Source organism: Bradyrhizobium sp. (genome assembly GCF_049512235.1).
Taxonomy (GTDB): domain Bacteria; phylum Pseudomonadota; class Alphaproteobacteria; order Rhizobiales; family Xanthobacteraceae; genus Bradyrhizobium.
In genome coordinates this window covers 1-19,854 of sequence record NZ_JBEKXH010000070.1, presented here as the reverse complement: position 1 = coordinate 19,854, position 19,854 = coordinate 1, and the positions used below count along the sequence as shown (strand labels likewise).

The 19,854-nt window shown below is 61.9% G+C and carries 23 protein-coding genes and 1 pseudogene; 13 read left to right on the top strand and 11 right to left on the bottom strand.

Features of this window, described 5'->3' with window-relative positions; translation table 11 throughout:
- Position 1: 1 nt before the first annotated feature.
- On the bottom strand, positions 2-481 hold the full coding sequence (locus ABSG20_RS09345) for a hypothetical protein (protein ID WP_423864214.1): 480 nt from the start codon (positions 479-481) through the stop codon (positions 2-4).
- A gap of 148 nt (positions 482-629) precedes the next feature.
- On the opposite strand from ABSG20_RS09345, the gene ABSG20_RS09340 reads away from it, so the two are divergent.
- Positions 630-932: a hypothetical protein gene (locus ABSG20_RS09340; RefSeq protein WP_423864213.1), complete on the top strand. Its 303-nt coding sequence runs from the start codon at positions 630-632 to the stop codon at positions 930-932.
- A 55-nt stretch (positions 933-987) separates the two neighbouring features.
- Here the strand turns inward: ABSG20_RS09340 and ABSG20_RS09335 are convergent, their stop codons facing one another.
- From ABSG20_RS09335 to ABSG20_RS09325, 3 genes are all read right to left on the bottom strand, one after another.
- Positions 988-2,466, bottom strand: coding sequence for a tyrosinase family protein (locus ABSG20_RS09335; protein WP_423864212.1), 1,479 nt, complete (start codon positions 2,464-2,466; stop codon positions 988-990).
- A gap of 323 nt (positions 2,467-2,789) precedes the next feature.
- Entirely contained in the window at positions 2,790-3,599 is an 810-nt protein-coding gene (locus ABSG20_RS09330) for a tetratricopeptide repeat protein (protein ID WP_423864216.1), read from the bottom strand.
- 211 nt (positions 3,600-3,810) lie between these two features.
- Entirely contained in the window at positions 3,811-4,845 is a 1,035-nt protein-coding gene (locus ABSG20_RS09325) for a glutamine synthetase beta-grasp domain-containing protein (RefSeq protein ID WP_423864211.1), read from the bottom strand.
- Between the two features lie 549 nt (positions 4,846-5,394).
- On the opposite strand from ABSG20_RS09325, the gene ABSG20_RS09320 reads away from it, so the two are divergent.
- Both ABSG20_RS09320 and ABSG20_RS09315 read left to right on the top strand, forming a co-directional pair.
- Positions 5,395-5,592 (top strand): DUF2735 domain-containing protein, encoded by a 198-nt coding sequence (locus ABSG20_RS09320; protein ID WP_423864210.1) that lies wholly within the window; start codon positions 5,395-5,397, stop codon positions 5,590-5,592.
- A 263-nt stretch (positions 5,593-5,855) separates the two neighbouring features.
- On the top strand, positions 5,856-6,602 hold the full coding sequence (locus tag ABSG20_RS09315; RefSeq protein ID WP_423864209.1) for a tyrosine-protein phosphatase: 747 nt from the start codon (positions 5,856-5,858) through the stop codon (positions 6,600-6,602).
- A 33-nt stretch (positions 6,603-6,635) separates the two neighbouring features.
- Here ABSG20_RS09315 and ABSG20_RS09310 read toward each other — a convergent pair whose 3' ends face one another.
- Entirely contained in the window at positions 6,636-6,836 is a 201-nt protein-coding gene (locus tag ABSG20_RS09310; protein ID WP_423864208.1) for a hypothetical protein, read from the bottom strand.
- A 164-nt stretch (positions 6,837-7,000) separates the two neighbouring features.
- Between ABSG20_RS09310 and fabG the strand changes: the two genes are divergently transcribed.
- The 3 genes from fabG to ABSG20_RS09295 all read left to right on the top strand — a co-directional run bounded on the left by fabG (position 7,001) and on the right by ABSG20_RS09295 (position 8,890).
- Positions 7,001-7,681: a 3-oxoacyl-ACP reductase FabG gene (gene fabG / locus ABSG20_RS09305; RefSeq protein WP_423864207.1), complete on the top strand. Its 681-nt coding sequence runs from the start codon at positions 7,001-7,003 to the stop codon at positions 7,679-7,681.
- A gap of 75 nt (positions 7,682-7,756) precedes the next feature.
- Entirely contained in the window at positions 7,757-8,443 is a 687-nt protein-coding gene (locus ABSG20_RS09300) for a DUF2161 domain-containing phosphodiesterase (RefSeq protein WP_423864206.1), read from the top strand.
- Between the two features lie 144 nt (positions 8,444-8,587).
- Entirely contained in the window at positions 8,588-8,890 is a 303-nt protein-coding gene (locus ABSG20_RS09295) for a hypothetical protein (protein ID WP_423864205.1), read from the top strand.
- A gap of 81 nt (positions 8,891-8,971) precedes the next feature.
- Here the strand turns inward: ABSG20_RS09295 and ABSG20_RS09290 are convergent, their stop codons facing one another.
- The 3 genes from ABSG20_RS09290 to ABSG20_RS09280 form a co-directional block, all read right to left on the bottom strand.
- Positions 8,972-9,616, bottom strand: coding sequence for a GNAT family N-acetyltransferase (locus ABSG20_RS09290; protein ID WP_423864204.1), 645 nt, complete (start codon positions 9,614-9,616; stop codon positions 8,972-8,974).
- A gap of 146 nt (positions 9,617-9,762) precedes the next feature.
- Positions 9,763-10,164 (bottom strand): PaaI family thioesterase, encoded by a 402-nt coding sequence (locus ABSG20_RS09285; RefSeq protein WP_423864203.1) that lies wholly within the window; start codon positions 10,162-10,164, stop codon positions 9,763-9,765.
- 37 nt (positions 10,165-10,201) lie between these two features.
- Positions 10,202-11,482 (bottom strand): ArgE/DapE family deacylase, encoded by a 1,281-nt coding sequence (locus ABSG20_RS09280; protein ID WP_423864202.1) that lies wholly within the window; start codon positions 11,480-11,482, stop codon positions 10,202-10,204.
- A 162-nt stretch (positions 11,483-11,644) separates the two neighbouring features.
- On the opposite strand from ABSG20_RS09280, the gene ABSG20_RS09275 reads away from it, so the two are divergent.
- Both ABSG20_RS09275 and ABSG20_RS09270 read left to right on the top strand, forming a co-directional pair.
- Positions 11,645-11,797 (top strand): hypothetical protein, encoded by a 153-nt coding sequence (locus ABSG20_RS09275; protein WP_423864201.1) that lies wholly within the window; start codon positions 11,645-11,647, stop codon positions 11,795-11,797.
- A 20-nt stretch (positions 11,798-11,817) separates the two neighbouring features.
- On the top strand, positions 11,818-12,081 hold the full coding sequence (locus ABSG20_RS09270) for a DUF6719 family protein (RefSeq protein WP_423864200.1): 264 nt from the start codon (positions 11,818-11,820) through the stop codon (positions 12,079-12,081).
- A 552-nt stretch (positions 12,082-12,633) separates the two neighbouring features.
- Here the strand turns inward: ABSG20_RS09270 and ABSG20_RS09265 are convergent.
- Complete coding sequence (locus ABSG20_RS09265; RefSeq protein ID WP_423864199.1) at positions 12,634-13,182, bottom strand: CreA family protein; 549 nt, start codon at positions 13,180-13,182, stop codon at positions 12,634-12,636.
- A gap of 207 nt (positions 13,183-13,389) precedes the next feature.
- On the opposite strand from ABSG20_RS09265, the gene ABSG20_RS09260 reads away from it, so the two are divergent.
- The 5 genes and pseudogenes from ABSG20_RS09260 (at position 13,390) to ABSG20_RS09240 (ending at position 18,659) form a co-directional block, all read left to right on the top strand.
- Positions 13,390-14,865 carry a L,D-transpeptidase gene (locus ABSG20_RS09260; protein ID WP_423864198.1) on the top strand — a complete coding sequence of 492 codons (1,476 nt, stop codon included), beginning with the start codon at positions 13,390-13,392 and terminating at the stop codon, positions 14,863-14,865.
- 55 nt (positions 14,866-14,920) lie between these two features.
- Complete coding sequence (locus ABSG20_RS09255) at positions 14,921-16,561, top strand: hypothetical protein (RefSeq protein WP_423864197.1); 1,641 nt, start codon at positions 14,921-14,923, stop codon at positions 16,559-16,561.
- 27 nt (positions 16,562-16,588) lie between these two features.
- A pseudogene (locus tag ABSG20_RS09250) lies at positions 16,589-16,927 on the top strand (glutathione peroxidase); the annotation flags it as partial.
- A gap of 177 nt (positions 16,928-17,104) precedes the next feature.
- The gene (locus ABSG20_RS09245) at positions 17,105-18,085 is read left to right on the top strand and encodes a polysaccharide deacetylase family protein (protein WP_423864196.1); all 981 of its coding nucleotides are present in this window, start codon (positions 17,105-17,107) and stop codon (positions 18,083-18,085) included.
- A 13-nt stretch (positions 18,086-18,098) separates the two neighbouring features.
- Positions 18,099-18,659 carry a dihydrofolate reductase family protein gene (locus tag ABSG20_RS09240; RefSeq protein WP_423864215.1) on the top strand — a complete coding sequence of 187 codons (561 nt, stop codon included), beginning with the start codon at positions 18,099-18,101 and terminating at the stop codon, positions 18,657-18,659.
- 108 nt (positions 18,660-18,767) lie between these two features.
- On the opposite strand, the gene ABSG20_RS09235 is transcribed toward ABSG20_RS09240, so the two are convergent.
- Both ABSG20_RS09235 and ABSG20_RS09230 read right to left on the bottom strand, forming a co-directional pair.
- Positions 18,768-19,220 (bottom strand): DoxX family protein, encoded by a 453-nt coding sequence (locus tag ABSG20_RS09235; protein ID WP_423864195.1) that lies wholly within the window; start codon positions 19,218-19,220, stop codon positions 18,768-18,770.
- Positions 19,221-19,503: 283 nt separating this feature from the next.
- A partial coding sequence (locus tag ABSG20_RS09230) for a phosphate acyltransferase (RefSeq protein WP_423864194.1) occupies positions 19,504-19,854 on the bottom strand: 351 nt, incomplete at its 5' end.

Sequence of the window (19,854 nt, the reverse complement as noted above, 5' to 3'; positions counted from 1 at the left end):
GCTATGGCTTGACCTGCGGCGTAAACAACTGGTCGCTGAAAGGCTGTTCGGTCGGCACCCGGATGGCAATGAAGCCGCGCCCCATCGATTGATGGCAGCCGTTGCAGCCGTTGGTCAGTTCGCCCACCCCCTTGTTGAATTGCTTGATATCCTTGGCCGCGATGGCGTCGGCAATCGACTGAACAGGGTTGGACATCGTGGTGACGTTGGTGACGGGAATGCCAGTATACATCGTCGCGGCCTGCAGCAGACCGGCCTTGAGCTGACGCATTTCGAAGGCTGCCAGCTCCCAGTTCAAAGCCTTGCCGGCGAACCACAGCTTGATATGCCGGGTCTGGACCGCGTTCATGATATCGCCGAGCCGGGGAACGTAATGTTCGCCGCTCGCGGCATCCATATCGCTCTGGTTGGTCTGGGCAAGGGCCAGCGGCGTCAGCGCGCAAACCAACGTCAGGCCAATAAATCCTCTACGCCATTTCATCAGGGGCTCCAAATGGGATGATGTTGCCATGTTACGCTGTCGTCTACCTTGCGCTCGATCAAATGTGCCGCTGCGTTGATGCGGATCAATACGTCCGCAGGGTTCGCAGCGCAGGGGTAACCATGGCGCTTCGGTTCGGAGGACTACGATGCTGATATACTTGCCGATCGTTTTGTTTGCTACCCTTCCCCTCACTGCAGTTGCGGACAATGTGCCGAAATTCGATATCGCGCAGGAATGCAAGTCGGAAGGCGGCTCGACAGTCATGCAGGAGCACTGCGCGGGCGACGAGGCGCAAGCGCGCGACCAGCTTGAACCGCTATGGGTTCAATCCGCCGCGGCAGACAGGGCCGTCTGCATCAAGGAAACCAGCATGGACGGCTCGCCCAGCTATGTCGAGTTGCTGACATGCCTGGAAATGGCGAGGGACGTCAAAAAGACATCGAAGTAGTGCGGCGCACACGTTTCGCTCGCACCTCGTGCACAGACGATGCGCGTCGCCGTGATCAGTCGCCGTCGATCAGGTGCCGCACATTGATGGTCGGATTTCCAGCCTTGGAGAGCGGAAAGCGCGTACCTATGGCTTTTTGACTGGGAACGTGGATTTCGACCGACAGCTCCTTGTCGACAACCTTGGCGGAGGGCACGCGGAAGTCGATCGCGACCTTGGCATTCTCGCTGCAATTAGGACAAACGCCGGGGTCGGTTGGTTGGAAGAATGCCTGGCGCGCGACCTCCTTGCCGTCGGCGAGCAGGTGAACGACGAAGGTTCCCGGGATACCAGCGCGATTGATATCCTTGACCCTGATCGAGAGCGGTTCGCCACTGTCAATGCGAAAACGCTTCGCGGCAGCAATATTGCCGGTCTTGTTCTCGAAGCTCATTACCATGGCTCCTGCGCGCGGCGGCTGATAGTCCACATCAGGGACGTTGATCGTGTCCGCAGCGTGGCCATCGAACGGCGGCAGCACGCCAAGCACGGCGACGTCGAGCCACGCGGTCGAACCTTGGCAATGCGATTTGAATCCGGCGAGCGTCGTTGCGCCGACGCTGCGCTGCCATTGCTGCCAGACGCGGTCGAGATTGCAATGATAGAACCAGAACACCGGATCGAAGGCTGAGATGTCCTGATTGGACATGGTAGGACCGCAGGAGTCGTGGCCGCTATCATGCGCTCCCCACAAGGTTCGATTGAATTGCTCCCATACCGACTGTCGCAGCGCACGCGTTATCTGCTCCGGGATGCCGTACGCGGCAACCTGCTCGGCGATCTCGCCCGGGCCGTTGCGGGCGGTGGTGAGCGGGTCGTAATTATGGCCGATCGGCGCCTGGAGCTTGTAGCGTGCGAACGGCTCCTCGTAGAGCAACGCAGGGATCGGCGCGGTAATGTCCCAATAGGGCAGCGTGACGTCGGCACAGCCCGGCACCGAGCGCAGCGCATCCTCGAAGCGCTTGAGATGCAGCCGATGCCAGGGAAGAAAACGATTCTCGTGATGAAGGCAGTGGAACAGCGGGTTGCTGTCGATGGCGGGATACCAGTGAACCCCGGCAATGGCGTAATAGCTGTCGGGTTGCGACGGATCGCGCGCCATGATGCCCGCGAACGCCTTCTTGAGTGCTGCGACCTCGTCGGTGCCAAGGCCGGTCACCTCCTTGCGCAGCCTGGCCGCGGCCGTCGCGAAGTCGGCGGTCCCGACATTCCCGGCCACGGGCGCCGGCGGAGTTCCCAGGGGATAGTTGTCCTGAATCCAATTCAGAAAATTCTGAACGCGGTTCGCGCTCCATTTCGGCGCGTCCCCTGGCGGCATGCTGCCCGACTGGGTCTGCCCGTAAATCGAGACCGCGTTTTCAACCACGCCCTTGTAGGTGCCGAGGTCGACGCTCTTGGCGCGCATATGGTCGACATCGTCCTTGGTGAAGTAGTTGCGTACCTGGCCGAACCAGGTCGGATGCTCGATCGGCGGGTCCTTGTCGGTATCTGCCACGGAATTCCCCCTCTATCCTTTTCTCTTCTCTTTCAGCCTTCGCATTGCACTCCGCGGGGCTCGGATCAGGTCAACACCTCACGCCCAGCCCATGGTTCAATACCGGACGCCGGCCAGGACCCGGCCGGTATCAGGAACAGCGAGACGATCGATCAGGGGGCGCGTCGGATCACAACAAAGATGTCAAGCACGTCAGCGGTGAAAAATCTGCCTTTGAAATTAAGTTGAAGGTTGCCGCGTCGCCGCAGGCCTGTCAACCATAGATTGCGTGTCGGAGCGAACGGACGGCTTGTTTTCCTGAGCGACGCTTCGCGGGTCGCCGCCTAAAAGCAGAGGGTTGTGACAAGATTCCCGCGCTTGTCCTTGATCGCGTAAGGACATTCGATCCGCTTCAGCGCCTTCTTGGCATCTTCGTCGCCAAGCGCGGCGGCCCGTTCGTAATAGGCTTTGGCGGCGCTGGCGTCCTTCGGCCCGCCGCGTCCCTCCTGCGTGAACTCGCCCATCCGCTCCAGCGCACCGGGATGATCCTGTGCCGCCGCCTTCTCGAACAGGTTACGCGCGCCGACATCGTCGCGGGCGCCCCCGGTACCATCCGCCAGCATCAAGCCCAGCTGATACTGGGCTTCGGCATTGCTCTCGGCGGCTTTCGCCAGCAATTCGCGCGCCCGTGCGGGATCCCCGGCGAATCCGCCGCCACCGGAAAGCGCGGCAAGATTGGTGACGCCCCGCGGATTGCCGGCCGCGGCCGCACGCTCGAACAGCTTGCGCGCCTCTGCCTCATCCGTCGCAACGCCCGCGCCGGTTCCGTAGAGCACGCCGAGTTCGACCATCGCCGCGGTCGAACCCTTGTCGGCCGCCTTGCGCCAGGCGCCGATCGCCTCCGGCAATTGCCGGTTGGCGGCGTAGGCGCGGCCGAGCTGATAAAGCGCCCGCCGGGACGAACCGGAGGCGACCTTGCAATATTTGATCGCGGTCGCGATGTCCGCCGGCACGACGTCGGGCGTGCCCTTGACGTCGGCCGGCTTGTCCGGATCGGTGGGATCGCCGGCGAGCCGGTCGCATAGCACGAGATCGGCCGATTGCGCCGCGACCGGAGCGGCATGGGCCAACCATGCCACGACCGTGAGCGCCATCGCCGAACAGGCGATGCCTCCCATCGTAGCGCATGCAAGCGCGCAAAATCGCTTCATCACGACGCCCATCTTGATCCACCCCGGATCGCGTCCGGGGCAGGCTTTCGCTCGAAAACGCCATAAATGCAATGATCCGCCAGAGCGATTTCTCGCCTTGGCGGATCATGTTGCAGCCGGGAAGCCCCTTAGCGCTGTCGGGATGCCGAACGCTCTAGGCGGCGGCCGCCTTCGCGGCGGTCGGGACGGAAGCGATGGTCTTGAGGATCTGGGAAGCGATCTGGTAGGGGTCGCCTTGGGAGTTCGGGCGGCGGTCTTCCAGATAACCCTTGTAGCCGTTATTGATGAAGCTGTGCGGGATGCGGATCGAGGCGCCGCGATCCCCCACACCGTAGGTAAAGGTATCGATCGACGCCGTCTCGTGCTTGCCGGTCAAACGCATATGGTTGTCCGGACCATAGACCGCGATGTGATCGGCGCGGTTCGCCTTGAAGGCTTCCATCAGCTGCTCGAAATATTCCTTGCCGCCGACTTCGCGCATGTAGGTGGTGGAGAAGTTGGCGTGCATGCCGGAGCCGTTCCAGTCGGTGTCGCCCAGCGGCTTGCAATGGAATTCGATATCGACGCCGTACTTCTCGGTCAAGCGCAGCATCAAATATCGGGCCATCCACATTTCGTCGGCGGCCTTCTTGGAGCCCTTGCCGAAAATCTGGAATTCCCACTGGCCCTTCGCGACCTCGGCATTGATGCCTTCGTGGTTGATGCCGGCGGCGAGACAGAGATCGAGATGCTCATCCACCATCTTGCGCGCGATGTCGCCGACATTCTTGTAGCCGACGCCGGTGTAATAGGGTCCCTGCGGCGCCGGATAGCCGCTCGATGGGAACCCGAGCGGACGGCCGTCCTTGTAGAAGAAATATTCCTGTTCATAGCCGAACCAGGCGCCGGGGTCGTCGAGAATGGTGGCGCGCTTGTTGGAGGGGTGCGCCTTGCCGTCGGGCATCATCACTTCGCACATCACCAGCGCGCCGTTGGTGCGCGCGCCGTCCGGATAAACCGCGACCGGCTTCAGTATGCAATCGGAGCTATGGCCCTCGGCCTGCATGGTCGAACTTCCGTCAAAGCCCCACAGTGGAAGCTGATCGAGCGTCGGAAATGATTCGAATTCCTTGATCTGCGTTTTGCCCCGCAAATTCGGGGTCGGCGTGTATCCGTCGAGCCAGATATACTCGAGCTTATACTTTGTCATTGAGCTCTCTCATGAGTTGATGATGCGAAAGGTGGGAACCGAAGCAGTTTGGTCACCACAGATGTACCCGGCCACCATCGGCCATCCATTGCCTAGCAATTAAAGTGCCAATCGCTGCACTGCGGCACCGGCCGTTTGCGGGGAGAATTGGCGGAAGCCTCCGCCCTCAGGTTGCATTTGAGGTGCGGCAAAGGCGCGCGGGTGGGAGGTCGGCGAGATGCCCTCGAGCGGCGCGGAGGTCCGAACTGCGCCTGATTATGCAGCAGTTTGCCGAATAGCTTTTCGTTCCGATTAAAGCTGCGGCATCGACCGGCAACATTCGGCAAGAAAATGGGGACGCCTCGGCAACCTCCGCGAGGGCTCAGGCGTTAGCTAGTCCGCCGCTGCTCCCCACGATGCAGAATAAAAATTGCTTACATTTTATACAGGCAATGATTTTGTTTTGATCATGTTGCACCAACGGAGGCACGGACGATATCAGTACGGTAACCCCAAGAGAACGAGTCGGGCGCAGCATGATTACGCGTCGCGACACACGGAGAGACGATGATGAATACGAGCTTGAACCGCGGGTCCGCAAAGATCTACCAATTCCCGGCCGGGGGCCGCTCGGCGCTCGGCGGAGGTCGTTGCGACGATGCCAAATCCGCCACTGAACCTGTCGCCTCAGGCATCAGCGAGGCGTGCGCCGGCAGCTGGTATCACGAAGCGGCCATCCAGGAGTCCAAACCGGCGCGGGATCGCTGATGCCAGACCCAAGCCCACCGCGGATCGGTTGCCGGTCTTTGGCGCAATATCAAACACGGAAAAAGAGGGTCGAAACGAAAAGGTTTCGGCCCTTTCTCACGACAGCTCGCACACTCCCGCCGCTCGTTTGGTGTGCTTGACCGGGGTGCTGGCCCCAGTGAACTCTGGCGCGACGGCCACCGCGCGAATGTACAGAACAGAAGGTAAGAAATACGCCCGCCCCGTCATTCCACCGCCGCAGGGAATGGCTTAAGCTAAGCCCCATGTCGGATACCCCTGCCCGCCATCTCGATCTCGCCGGCGCCAGCAATTTCCGCGACCTCGGCGGCTATCGCACCCGGGACGGGCGTACGGTGCGCTGGCGGCAGATCTTTCGCTCCAACCATCTTGGCCACGTCACCGCAGCGGATATCGAGGTTCTGCGCGGGCTTGGTCTGAAAAGCGCGTTCGATTTTCGCGGCATGGAGGAGCGCGTCGCGGCCACATGCGGGCTGCCGGAAGTCGCGGTTCATTCGCTGCCCATCGAGCCGACCGTGGTTGCGGCGCTGCAGGCAAAGCTCGCCAAAGGCCGCGTGCTGACCACGGCCGATGCCGTCGATGTCATGAGCGATTCCTACCGCAACTATGTGCGCAGCCATACCGCAAGCTTCCGGAGGTTGTTCGCGCATCTGCTGGAAGACCAAGCGCCGCTGGTGATTCATTGTAGCGCCGGCAAGGATCGCACCGGTTTCGCTTGCGCGCTGATCCTGCATGCACTCGGCGTCCCGGATGAGCTGATCGCTGAAGATTATCTCTTGACCAACCGCTGCTACCGGCGCGACCCCACGGCCAGCAGCGATCTGCCCGACGAGGTCCGGCAGGTGCTGGGCTCGGTGCACGCGTCGTTCCTCGCCGCTGCGTTCGAAGCCATTGGTGCCGATTACGGCGATCTCGAAAGCTATCTCAGCGACGGATTGGGTCTCGGCGCGCGGCAGCGCGCAGGCCTTGAAGCACGCTATCTGGAATCCTGAATGGCCGCTCGCTCAGGGCCAAAAGATCCCGCCTCAGGCAGCCGCCACCATTTCTGCGTCAAGGTCGGCGATCACTTCCTCGAACGCCGAGATCGCCTGCTGAACCGCGGCGATCTGCATCAGTTCCCAGCCGCCGACCGGGCCGCTTCGATTTTGCAACGCGACCACCAAATCTCGGCGCTGCTCCTTGAGCTGGACAAGCGGCAAACCGTGGTCAGGCAGATATCTCGTCATGATGCTTCCAGGTCCTCATATTGGACGATATGGTCTGTTAGCCCAAGGTTCCTGAAATCGGCTTACAGAACTTCAGCAAAGTTTAGCTAATTACGCCGTATTGCAAATGAATTTCACTCGGCGGTAGTGTGAGCGCTTCCTCAGCCCTGGCCTGGAGACCGATCATGCAGGGAAAGGTCGTTGTCGTGACCGGCGCATCGGGTGCGCTGGGCAAGGTGGTCGTGGAAGCGGCGTTGGCGCGGGGCGCCAAGGTGGCTGGCGTGGATCATGCGGCTTCCCTAATCCCGGCGATGACTAACCGGATCGAACTTGGCGGCGTTGATCTTTCGGATCCGGCGCAGGCCGGGGTAGCGATCGAGGCCGTCGCGATGCAATTCGGCAGGCTCGATGTGCTGATCAATATCGCCGGCGGCTTCGCCTTCGAGATGGTCCGCGAGGGCGATGCAGAGACCTGGCAGCGCATGTTTGCGCTCAACGTCCTCACCGCACTGAATGCGTCACGAGCGGCGATTCCGCATCTCGCCGCTTCCACGGCGGGAAGGATCGTCAATATCGGCGCGATGGGCGCGCTGCAGGCGGGCGCCGGCATGGGTGCCTATGCCGCGTCGAAAGCCGGTGTCCATCGCCTGACCGAGGCGCTTGCCGCCGAATGCAAGGGCAAGATCACCGTCAACGCCGTGCTGCCGTCGACCATCGATACGCCGGCCAATCGCGCCAGCATGCCGCAGGCGGATTTTACAAACTGGGTTACCCCGCAAGAACTGGCCGAGGTGATCCTGTTCCTCGCCAGCGATGCGGCGAGCGCCGTCACCGGCGCGCTGCTGCCAGTCAAGGGGCGGGTATAGGCACACCATGCAGCGCGGGCGGCGATCCGGGCTAAACTTGCAAGACTGAGTCGCCGGCAATACATCGGAGTTCCCTTGGAAACCGCGCTTTACCTGCCCGTCAAACGCTTCCTCGAAAAGCTCGGTTTTACTGTCAAGGGCGAAGTCGGTGGCTGCGACCTGGTGGCCCTTAGCGGCGACGATCCTCCCATCGTTGTGATCGGCGAATTGAAGCTCTCCTTCAATCTGGAACTGGTGCTGCAGGCGGTCGACCGCGCGGGAGCCTGCGATGAAGTCTGGCTGGCCGCCAAAATGTCGACGCGCGGCAAGGGACGCGAGAGCGACGCGCGCTATCGCGATCTTTGCCGCCGCCTCGGCTTTGGCATGCTTGCGATCACCAGCAGCGGCGATGTCGAGGTGATCGTCAAGCCGCCGACCGCAGGCCCGCGCCGCGATCCAAAAAAGCGTTCCCGTCTTGTCACCGAACATCGCCGCCGCAAGGGCGACCCGGCGCTTGGCGGCAGCACGCGCGCGCCGATCATGACGGCCTATCGGCAGCAGGCGCTGGCCTGCGCGGAGGCACTGGTGCGGGGACCGCGCCGCCTGCGCGATCTGCGGCCCGGGATACCGGACGCTCCGAAAATCCTGCAGCACAATGTCTATGGCTGGTTCGACCGCGCCGAGCGCGGCATTTATGTGCTGACCGATGCCGGCCACGCCGCGCTGAAACGCTGGCCGCAGCAACCGGTGGACGCGGCGAGCGCCGGCGAGCCAGTCCCGTGACATGGTGGTCAGCGCCAGGATTGTTGCCGCCGCAAGGATGACCGGTTCCAACGCTGCAATGCATGGCAGGATTGACACACCAATTTCATATTGCAATGCAACATCGGACTCCCCAGGGTATACCGGAACAGACGAGGGGCGCTAATGAGCCAGGACTGGAACACCAAATATGGACCGCGACGCGTCCGGCGCGATCCGCCGACGCTCGACGAAGCCATTTTCGCCGCGATCGGGATTACCGGCGATCAGCAGCAGCAAGCCGAGATCGCCGCGGCGCTGATGGGTCTGCCGCTCGAAACCGTGCAGGCCGAAGTGAGGAAGGTTGCGCGGAGCTCGGCGCGGACTTCGACGCATGTGATCGCCGGCGAACAGGGCGCACAGCGCGCTGTGGTGGTCGAACGCAAGGTGGTCAGGCGGTTCGCCGCTGGCAAGCGTACGGGCACTTAGGCTGGCGCGGTTTCGACGCTGGTGTTTTTCAAGCGTTCGCCGTTCAGAAACCGGCGAACGGTATCTTGCCGCCTCGATCGATCAGGCTGCCCGGCCCCAGCCGTACATTCGCATCAGCAGATGCCAGTACGCGCGGTTGACGCTAACCATCGCGCGGGCTGCATCTGCCGGCGTCGCCATTGCGGGTTTGGCGGGTTCTGGCTGCGGCGGCAGGGGCTGCAGGCGCGGGTGCGACCTGAGATCGATGCAGCCGGTGGATTCGCCCTGGCGAAACGTCAGATGGGCACCGAACTTGCTGGCGAGCGCCCGCATCGCCTGATTCTGCGCGCCGGTGGTGATGCGCAGGCTGCGGTAGCCCTTCGCCCGTGCTTCCCAGATCAGCTTTCTGAACAGGTTACTGCCGACGCCCTGCCGCCGCAGGCACTTTTCAACGCTGAAGGCGACCTCCGGCTCTGATTCCGGCGATTGATCCGGCGGATGCAGTTCCGCCGCGCCACGTACTGCGCCGTCTTCGATATAAGCGATGATAACGGTGCCATCGTCCGCGCACTTTGCGGCGTAGCCTTCGATGAAGCTGTCGTCCATGAAGCCGTGAAAACGGTCATGGCGGCTGTCCCGATCGAGCCGCAACAAATGATCCCGCAGTTGCGGCAATTCTTCCTGCTGACGCAGCGTCCGGACATAGCCCCGGGCGGATGTCGATAGGGTGGTGTTCTGGTAGTTCACGTCAAACTCCTCTTGGATGGCCCTCGAGGAGGCGTCGAATCCCTAGGTCACGATAATGGTGCATCGCAGCATGGAGTTCAAGACCGCTTCCTGACGCGAATAGAGGCAGAATCTCGCGATCGAATGGTTAATTCGACTTACCGTAGTCATACGAGCACCATCTGCGTCTGAGTCACCACGGCGACCAGTTTGCCCTCCTCGGTCTCCAGCCGGGTTTGCCAGACCTGGGTACGCCGGCCACGATGCACCGGAGTTGCGGTCGCGATCACCGTCATCCCCTCCCGGGCGCCGCCGATGAAATTGGTCTTACTTTCAATCGTCGTGGTGCCCTTGGCATCCCCGGGCAAATTGATCAGTGTCGCCGCGGCGCCAACCGAATCTGCCAACGCCATGATCGCCCCGCCGTGAAGCATATGGCCGAGGGTGCAGAGATCGGGCCGCACCAGCATCCGCGCCACCACGCGATCCCGTTCGGCTTCGGTGAATATCACGCCTTTCAACTGCGCAAACGGCATCTGCATCGAATTGACTTTTTCAAGTGGCGTCATAACCCATAACCCGCAAGTCGCGTCCGGGACATGATCCCTACACATTCTCCACGCCGCACCACTCCGCGATGAACAGCGCGGTGGCCTTGGTCGATTTCCGCAGGGAATCCAGGTCGACATATTCGTTGAAACCGTGCATCGCCGCGCCACTGGCGCCAAAGCACAGGCTCGGAATGTTGTAGTTCAGACCGTAAAACCTTGTGTCGGTGAGCGCGGTGAAGACGAGGTCGGAGACCGCGCCGCCATAGACCGCCTCATAGGCCTGGCCGAACGCGGCTTCCGCGGCCGCTGCGTCCTTCAACTCATAACCCTCCGACAAAAACCCCGACCATTCAACGTCGGGCGGATGATTGGAGAGAAAACCATGATCGCGCGCTGCCGTCGCGACGCAGGCCACAATCTCGGCCTGGCAGTCGGCGACCGACCAGCCCGGCAATATCGCGATCCGGCAGTCGACGTCGCACCACGCCGGCACGCTGGAGGCCCAGTCGCCGCCCCTGATGATGCCGGGATTGAAATTGATCGGGTGCGTCACCGCCCTGAAATGCCGGTCGGCCTTGGCGCGCTCGTTCCACTCGGCCTCGAGCTTCTGCAGCGACTGGACCAGATGGAAGGCCGCCGTGATCGCGTTGGCGCCGCTGCCGGCTTCGAACACATGCACGGGATGGCCGCGGACCTTGAGGCGAAACCAGATCACGCCGACCTGGGAGCGCACCATCCGGCCAGAGGTCGGCTCGGGAATGAAACAGGCGTCGGCGCGATAGCCGCGCTGCAAGGTCGAGAGCGCGCCGACGCCGGTGCTCTCCTCCTCGATCACGGACTGAAAATGTATGCGCCCGGTCGGCTTGAGGCCCGCGGCCTTGATGGCGTCGAGCGCATAGAGCGCGCCGATGGTACCTGACTTCATGTCACAGGCGCCGCGGCCATACATCTTGCCGTCCTTCACGGCGGGCGAAAACGGCGGCGTCTCCCACATGTCCAGCGGCCCCGCCGGGACCACGTCGCAATGTCCCTGCAGGATCAGTGACTTTCCGGCGTTGGTTGCGGGCCGATAGGTACCGACCACGGTGCGGGCCTTGGAAAAATCATGTTCGATCGGGCCGAAGCCGCTGAGGTCCCTGAGGTCGTCGATATCGATATGCCAGTCGTCGACCTCGTAGCCGCGCTGCCGCAAGAGATCACCGATCATGTCCTGGCATGGACCTTCGGCGCCGCGGGTCGAGGGTATCGCGACAAAATCCCGCGTGGTCAGAAGTTGCGCGTCGAAATTGGCATCGACGGCGTCGACGATTTTTTGTGTGGTACCGATGGCGATCATTTGCGTTCAGTGCCCTGTTGTCCGCACCATCACCATCAAATCATACTTTGCCGGACTTTGCAGGAGCGTGATTGGCAATGCTGCAAGGCGGTTTTGCGTTCTTTCAGAATCGCAGTCCGGCCAATACACTCCATGAGGCCATTCGCCCGCTGGAGACATAAGATGCCCGCCAACCGCAATGCTCTGTACCTTATCATCGGTGCGCTGATCGTCGCAGTGGGCGTGCTCGGCTACAATCTCTATCAGACCAAGAAGCAACCGGAGGGCCTGCAGATCAATGTCGGCCCGAATGGGCTGAAGATACAGAACAAGTGAAACAGGCGGCTTCGCTGACCATGAAAAAGACACCTCGCATCCCGCGATTTTCGATCCTGCTGCTCGGCGTTTTCGCGCTATGGCCACAGCGATCACCGGCCCTGGAAGGGCAGGTGTCGCGGGAACAGGACATCGTCAATCTGCAACTGGGCCAGCGCATCAAAGTCGACGACGGAACCTGTCCCGCCGGCCAGATCAAGGAAATCTCCGGCGCCAAGTTGTCGGCGTCGGGCGTCGTCCGTAGGCAAAAATGCATTCCGCGCCTGGGAACGAAGAAGAAGTGACCCATGCGGGCTGGTAGCGACCTGATATTGCTCACGAAAGCCCATCAGAACGGGTCTCGATGACAGACCCGCCGGCTATCAGGTCGCCAGCAGTCCGGCGGCGAGTGCGAGGCCGCAAGCATAGGTCAATAACGCGCCGACAGAGCGGGCCGGATTTGGCCTGTCGAGCGGTCGCCATAACAGCCCGGCGACGATCAGAAAGCAAAAGCTGCGGCCGAAATACGAGACAACATCGTGGCCTTTCTGGCTTCGCAAGCTTCAAAGGTTCGAAAGCGCGGCTTCAGGAGTTCCGCGGCGAGGGAAAAAGGTTTTCGTCACGCAGGGCTTTTGTTTCGCGGCCCCATAATGGCGCGTTCCGCTTGCTAAAAGGCAAAAGACTTCAATAAATTGCGATCGAATCCGCTGTTTTCGCAGCAACGCGGCCACAGCGGCCACGAATCGGCGCCGCAAAAATTGGTGCAGCTGGTCGGCTGCCGCGTCCCCAAGGTCCGGACTGAACCGTGGGTCCGCCCGCGCGCGGCTCCGGTGAGTTAACGGTGCATCAAAGGCTCTTCACTGAATGAACTCGCCGCATTTCTGAACTGCGGCATCGCCGGCACCCCAGGGCATGATCGGCACCGTAGAAGTCGAATTCTTCGGCGACCCATCGATCAGCTTGTCCGAATAGACCATGTAGACCAGCACGTTGCGCTTGGCGTCGCAGCCCCGCACGATCTGCATCTTCTTGAAGAACAGCGAACGCCGCTGCCGGAACATATCGTCGGCCTGCTGCAACTTACCCTTGAAATGGATCGGGCCGATCTGCCGGCAGGCCAGCGAAATATCCGAGACTTGCTCGGCAAGCCCGAGCCAGCCCGTGAAGCCGCCCTTTTCGGGCACCGTAAAATGACAGGCGACCCCTTCGACCTCCGGGTCGTCGACGCCATAGGTCGCAAGCGTGTCATTTGGGCTGACCCACTTGAACACAGTCGAACGGCGAAAGATCAGGTCCGGCTCGTCGGCGGCGAATACCGGCGAGACCAAAGATAGCGCCAAAGCAAGCACCGACAAAACCGGAGGTTTCCACCTCGTGCCATCAGGACTCAGGGCCTTGCGTGTCATCGATATCTCCATCCGCGAGCATCCCATTTAGGTGCCATGACACCCCAGGGGAAGGCTGACGGTAACGGGTACTGCCTGCCCTCTTTAAATCTCCGGTGAGGCTTTTTTGCTACGCTTGCGAGGAAACCGCAAACACAAGAAGGCCTTCCGCTGGTGAACGCGTAAGGCGTCTGTAACACTAATGCATCGATGGTCGGGGGTTCGAGTATGACACGCTTGGGCGTAGCGAGGGCTGCTTTTGCCGGGAGACTGTGGAGAATAGCCATTCTGACGGCCGCCGGGGTGCTGGGTGGCACCCCCTATGCCCACGCCGCCCGTCATTACTATTACTACTATTACTCGTCGGATCCCGATCCCGGATTTTCGCGGTCGGAGTGGGCGATTTCGCAGCCAAGGCATAAGGCTCGCCGCTATCAGCCGAGCAGGATCGAGGCATCGGAGAGGGAGGCAACCAAACCGCAAGGGCCATTGATCATCGCGATCTCGATCCAAAGCCAAAGACTGAGGATCTACGACGCCAATGGTTTCTTCGCGGAAACTCCGATTTCCACGGGCATGCCGGGTCATCCAACCCCGATGGGCGTCTTCAGCGTCATTCAAAAACACAAGTGGCACCATTCCAACATCTATAGCGGCGCGCCGATGCCCTATATGCAACGCATCACATGGTCGGGTGTCGCGATGCATGCCGGAGTGCTTCCCGGCTATCCTGCGTCGCATGGCTGCATCCGCATGCCGTTGGCCTTTGCGATCAAGATGTGGAACTGGACCAGGATGGGCGCGCGGGTTGTCGTTACCCCCGGCGAGATGACCCCTGCCAGCTTCTCGCATCCGCTGCTGGCGACACAAAAGGTCGTGCCGCAACCAAGCGCCGCCGCCGAGCCGGATGCATCACCCGGCCAGAAGTCGGACAAGGAGGCAGCCGCCACAGCCACGTCCGCAGTTTCGGCGGCGAACCTCGAACTGAGAACGACCGTCGGACATAGCGAGGGCATAAAGGCCGTGATGGACGAACCTTCGGCGCCTGCGGCGTTGCGCGGTCAGACCCACACTGCCGATGCCAGCCACGATCTGTCTGCCGGCAAACCATCGGCCACGATGGCCGACGCGCCCAAGGCAAGTATCGCGCCCGAAGCGATGAAGGCGGATATCGGCGCCAACGCTCTCGATCTGGAAAAGGATCGGGCCCGCTTGCCTGACGCCAGCAAGCCGGCCTTGGCGACAACCAAGCGCAGCGGCCAGATCGCTGTCTTCATCAGCCGCAAGGACTCAAGGCTCTATGCGCGGCAGAATTTCGGGCCGCTGTTCGACGTGCCGGTGACGATCGCGCCGAGCGACCGGCCGCTGGGAACCCACGTGTTTACCGCCCGGGTCGACAAGGATGACGCCAACCTCCTGCACTGGTCGGTGGTCTCGCTTCCCGTGCCGGCACGGCACGCCGAGCGCCGCGACGAAGACGATCGCAGATCGCGACGGCGAAAAATCGCGGGCGCGGCCGAGATCAAGAAAACGCAGGTGCCAGACAGCCCCGCTGAAGCGCTCGATCGCCTCACCATCCCCGCCGATGCGATGGCGCGAATTACCGATGCCCTGACGACGGGCGCCTCCATCATCGTTTCCGATCAAGGCATCAACGCCAGTGAAACCGGCGAAGGGACGGATTTCATCGTTTCGCTGCGTTGAGCGGTCAGCTCCCCCGGTCGCTTTGCACCGGGAGCTTTGCTAAAAGACCGCCGGCATGAACCAGTTTCTCAGACCCGGCGCGATCACCGAGCCCGCGATCGACGCCACAAGGGATGCCTTCGACCGGCTGACCTTCCTCGGCTGGCGCGCAGGCTTGGCGGCGATCGTTGCCGGCCTCGCAATCTCGTTTTTTCTGTTCGGCTACGCGCTGATTTATTGGCGCAATGCCGACATGGATTTCATGGTAATCTACAACGCGCTTGTCCTCAACGACGGCAAGCCTCAGCTGTTCTTCGATCACACCGCCTATCTGACCATCCTGTCGGTGCAGTTCTGGTTTCGGCTCGCGCACGCGCTCGGACTGCTCGACGCGTGGTCGCTATCGGCCATGCCATCTTCATCCAATACCGCGGCATTCGACGCCGCCATGAATGGCGCGGTCCGCGCCGGTCGCCTGCTTGCCTTCCTGATCGCGACCGGCTGCGTGCTGATCTTTGCGGCGCTGGTTCGTCGCATCGTGCGGGACTGGCGCGTCGCGCTGATCGCGACTCTTGCATTTGCACTCTCAGGCGGCATCGCCGTGCATTCGCGCATTCTGCGCAGCGAGTTGCTCGCGGCCTGCCCCGTCATCTTTGCGCTGATGATCCTGATCGCGATCGGACGCCGCGCCCACCCTGCCCGCCCGCTCGGGATGGCGGTCGCGGCGGCCTTGTGCGTGCTCGGTCTGGAGAACAAGGTGCAGGCACTTCTCTTGATCGGCGCGCTGCCGCTTGTGGTCATGCCGTTCGGAAGCACGGCAAGCAGAAGCGTTGCGTTCTGGAAGAATAGGCGGTCGGGCTGGCTGACTGCGGGCCTGGCGGCGCTGGCGGCGATTGCGGCGGCATGGGCCGCGTGGCCGCTGATCGCCACCGGCCTCGATCGCGCCCTGCTGGATGCCGCGCAGTTCCATCCGCTGTTATCAGGCCGCTTCGGCGTCTATCAGGCGGCGCTGCTGCTCCTGATCGGCGGATGCATGGTCGCCTATGCTGCGATCTGGCACATCAGCGCCAGTGAGACGGTGACGTCGATCGCAGCGGTTGCCGCCGGCGCCCTGATCGCGCTGACGGCGCTCGACATCGAATACAATACCGGCAATGTGATCGCCGTGATCAATCCCCTGGAAAAGATGCTGACCTTTGCCGATGCGAACACCAGCACGGTCGCCAACGGGTCGAACCCGCAGGGGATTTTGCTGCTGCTGTTTGACGGCATCGCATCGGTTCTGGCGCGCTACACCTTTGTGCTGCATTCCTCGCCGCGTCCCACGGTATTTCTGACCTGGCTGATCGCTCCCGGCATCGTCTATGCATGGCGGCGCGGCGAAAGGCTGGCCGCGATCCAGGCTCTCCTGCTGCTATCGGCTGCCATCGGCATCGATGCCCTAGGCGTCCGGCGCGGGCTCAAATCCGAATATTTTATCTTCACGGACCCGCTGATCATCCTGGCAGGGGCGATCCTGCTCGATCGAACGATCGGCGATCTCCGCTTTCGCAAGTGGACCTACCCGGTCGCCATGATGCTGTTCGGACTGCACATCGCCGTCGGCCAGGCCGAGCCGATCAAATATGCCTTTATGCGCCGGGGGCCGGAATCGATCTGTGAGTGGAGCCCGCATTACATGCCATTGCTGCCGCCGCCATGGTGCCGACCTCCCTGAGGGCGGCCATAACGGCTTGTTGAGAACCAACAAACCGTTCAGGATCGGGGCCTGACGATGATTGGGGTCCCATCGAATGATTTCGGCGGGCAGGAACCAGGGGGCGCGGCGGAAATCGCGGAGACAGCGCAGCGCCAATACGGCATTACCTTTCCAATGACGGCAAAGGGGGTGGTGCAGGGTCCGAACGCGCATCCATTCTACAGATGGGCGGCGCAGGCGCGTCCAAAGGACGTCCCGCGCTGGAACTTCCACAAATATCTGATCGGCCGCGACGGCACTATTGCCGACGTATTTGCCTCAGCGGTCGAGCCCACCGACACGCGGGTCAATACTGCAATCGCGCGCACGCTCGCAGAGACCTGATCGGCCGATTTCCCATAGAAATTAACCGGTCCGGCGACGATATCGGGTGATACAGCTATAACACCGTTGCCGTGGCGGGGCTGCCCCTACTAGGCTAGTATAGGCTGTCGGCTTGGACGGACCAGACGATGGGCGAATGCCCGGTGGGGCGTGGGATCACCTTAAGGGAAGAGCAAGATGCGTATTGCGGCAGGATTGGTCTTGGCGAGCGTGGTTTCGCTATCTGCATCGGGCGCAGCATGGTCGCAGGCCCCTGCCGCCAAAAGCGTGGCTGCGGTCCCGCAGGCGGCCGCGACGCCTCCCCCGGCGGCGGCGCCGGCGCCCGCGACGGTGCCCAGCCCGGCAGCGGCGGCAGCCACCCCAAAAGCTCCTTGTGCAAATCCCAATGCGCTCGGGATCGCCCGCGTCGTTGAAATCGACACCACGGGCGGACCGGGGTTCGGGTTCGAGCACTTCAAGCAACTGGATTTCCTGCGCGACCATGAGGTGGTGCTGACGTTCGACGACGGCCCATGGTTGATCAACACGCCATCGGTCCTGAAGACGCTGGCGGAGGAATGCACGACCGGTATTTTCTTTCCGATCGGCAAGCACGCGACCTATTATCCGGAAATCTTGAAGCAGGTTGCCGCGGCTGGCCATACCATCGGATCGCACACCTGGTCGCACGCGACCCTGACCGACAAGAAGCTGACCGAAGACCAGCGCAAGGACGAGATCGAGAAAGGGTTCAGCGCGGTGAAATGGGCCTTGGGCGGCACTTCTCCGTCGCCATTCTTCCGTTTTCCGGCGCTGCAGCATCCGCCGGAAATGGTGACCTATCTCGGCACCCGGAATATCGCGATGTTCTCGTGCGACCTCGACTCCTTCGATTTCAAGGCGCGCAACGCCCAGCAGGTGATCGACGTCACCATGAAGAAGCTCGACAAGCTCGGCAAGGGCATCATCCTGCTGCACGATTTCCACAAGCACACCGCGGAAGCCCTGCCCGACCTGCTGCACAGGCTGAAGGCGGGCGGCTACAAGGTCGTCAAGATGATCGCCAAGGCCCCGGTGGAAACGCTCCCGCAATATGACGACGAAGTTCTCAAGGACGCCAAATTGCCGACGGTGAGTTCGCGACCGGTCTCGGCCGTAGTGCAGACGATTTCGGAATAGAATCTTGCCGCGCATGATGCCGGCGCTGCGTATCGACGGCTACGTTATCGTGTCGGCGGACGGCATGCTGGCAAACGCCGCGCGGGTGATGCCGGACGGTTTGAAGTTCGAGGGCGACAAACTATTCTTCACCGCCGCCCTCGATCGCGCCGACCTCATCGTCCACGGCCGCCATTCCCATGAGGAGCAGCCCAACTCACCGCGGCGAAAGCGGATCCGCCTGACCCGCAGCATCAACGCGATCGCGGCCGATCCGGGTAATCCCCGGGCCACGCTGTGGAATCCTGCCGGAGCTTCGTTCGAAGCCGCCTGCGAGTTCGCCGGCATGCGTTCCGGCACGGTCGCGATTATCGGCGGACCCAACGTGTTCGCAATGTTCATGGACCGCTATGATACGTTCTGGCTTTCGCAGGCGCCGCGGGTGCGGCTGCCGGGCGGTGAGCCCTGTTTCCCCGGCGTGCCCGAGCGTTCGCCGCAACAGATTCTGGCCGCGCACGGCCTGAAACCGGGCGAGGCCAAAATGCTTGACAGCGCAGATGGTGTCAGCGTCACGCCATGGCGGCGAGGCTTGTGACGCGTTTCTTCGCGCGATCCGGAAGCCACCCCGGATCTGATCCGGGGCAGGCTCCCGGATCTGGTCCGGCAGGCTTGCGCTCGAAAACGCCTCAGATCCTCTCTGCCGCTACACTTCGCTATAAACAGGCTCCTCGTCGCGCGGCCTCCGGCCGTAGCCTGCGATCATGAACAGTGCACCGATGATCGAGAGGTTTTTCAGCGCATCGATCAGCGTCTTGGCGTTGTCAGGCGACGGCTGATTCCAGAAATCATGGAAGTAGAACGTGACCGCGGCCACAAAGAAGATCAGAAGAATGGCAAAGAACCGCGCCGCGAAATTCAATGCAATCATCAATCCGCTAAGGACCTCGAAGGCCCCGACGGCAATCGCAAGCAATTGCGGCGTCGACATTCCGGTCATGGTTTCCAGCTGCGATGCGTAGGGCGTAAGCAAAGCCGGGATGACAACTTTGGCGGCGATAGCCTCCGAGGTGAGCTGAACCGCGAATAGCTTGGTCGCCCCCGAATAAATAAACAGCACCGCGAACAAAACTCGCCCGAAAGTAATAAACGCTGGCATGGTCGGCCTCATTGAATGCGGCAAAACGCGGGGTCGCTATCGGCGCTGCGATTATGGGCGTTCTGGTTGAGGTTTTCAAACGGTCAAATCGGGTGCGCGTGGCCCCTCTTAGAACCGCAACGACGGACTTCGTCCATATAGATGCCATGTTCATCAAGTTGCGCCTCCCGGCCTGGCGCGAGGCCGGGGCGATATCCATCGGTAAAACGCGGTTGCCCGGCACTGTTTCCCCCCACATCCGGCCCCGGTCCCATGGCAAGGCCCCTATCGACCATCCGCGGAGCTAGCCGAATAAGCTCGGTTGCTGACGCCCTGCCCGCTCCTGGGCCTCGACGGCAGCAATCGCGGTCATGTTGAGAACGCCGCGCGCGGTCACCGAGGGTGTCAGAATGTGCGCCGGACGCGCAGGGCCGATCAGGATTGGTCCGACCGGAAGGGCATCGGCCAGCGCCTTGATCATCTGGTAGGCGACGTTCGCCGTATCGAGGTTCGGCATGATCAGGATATTGGCCTCGCCCTCCAGCTTGGAGTGCGGCAGGATCAGTTTTCGCGCGGCTTCGGAAAGCGCGGTATCGCCCTGCATTTCACCGTCGGCCTCGAGCTCGGGATGGCTCTGCTTCAACAGCATGGTGGC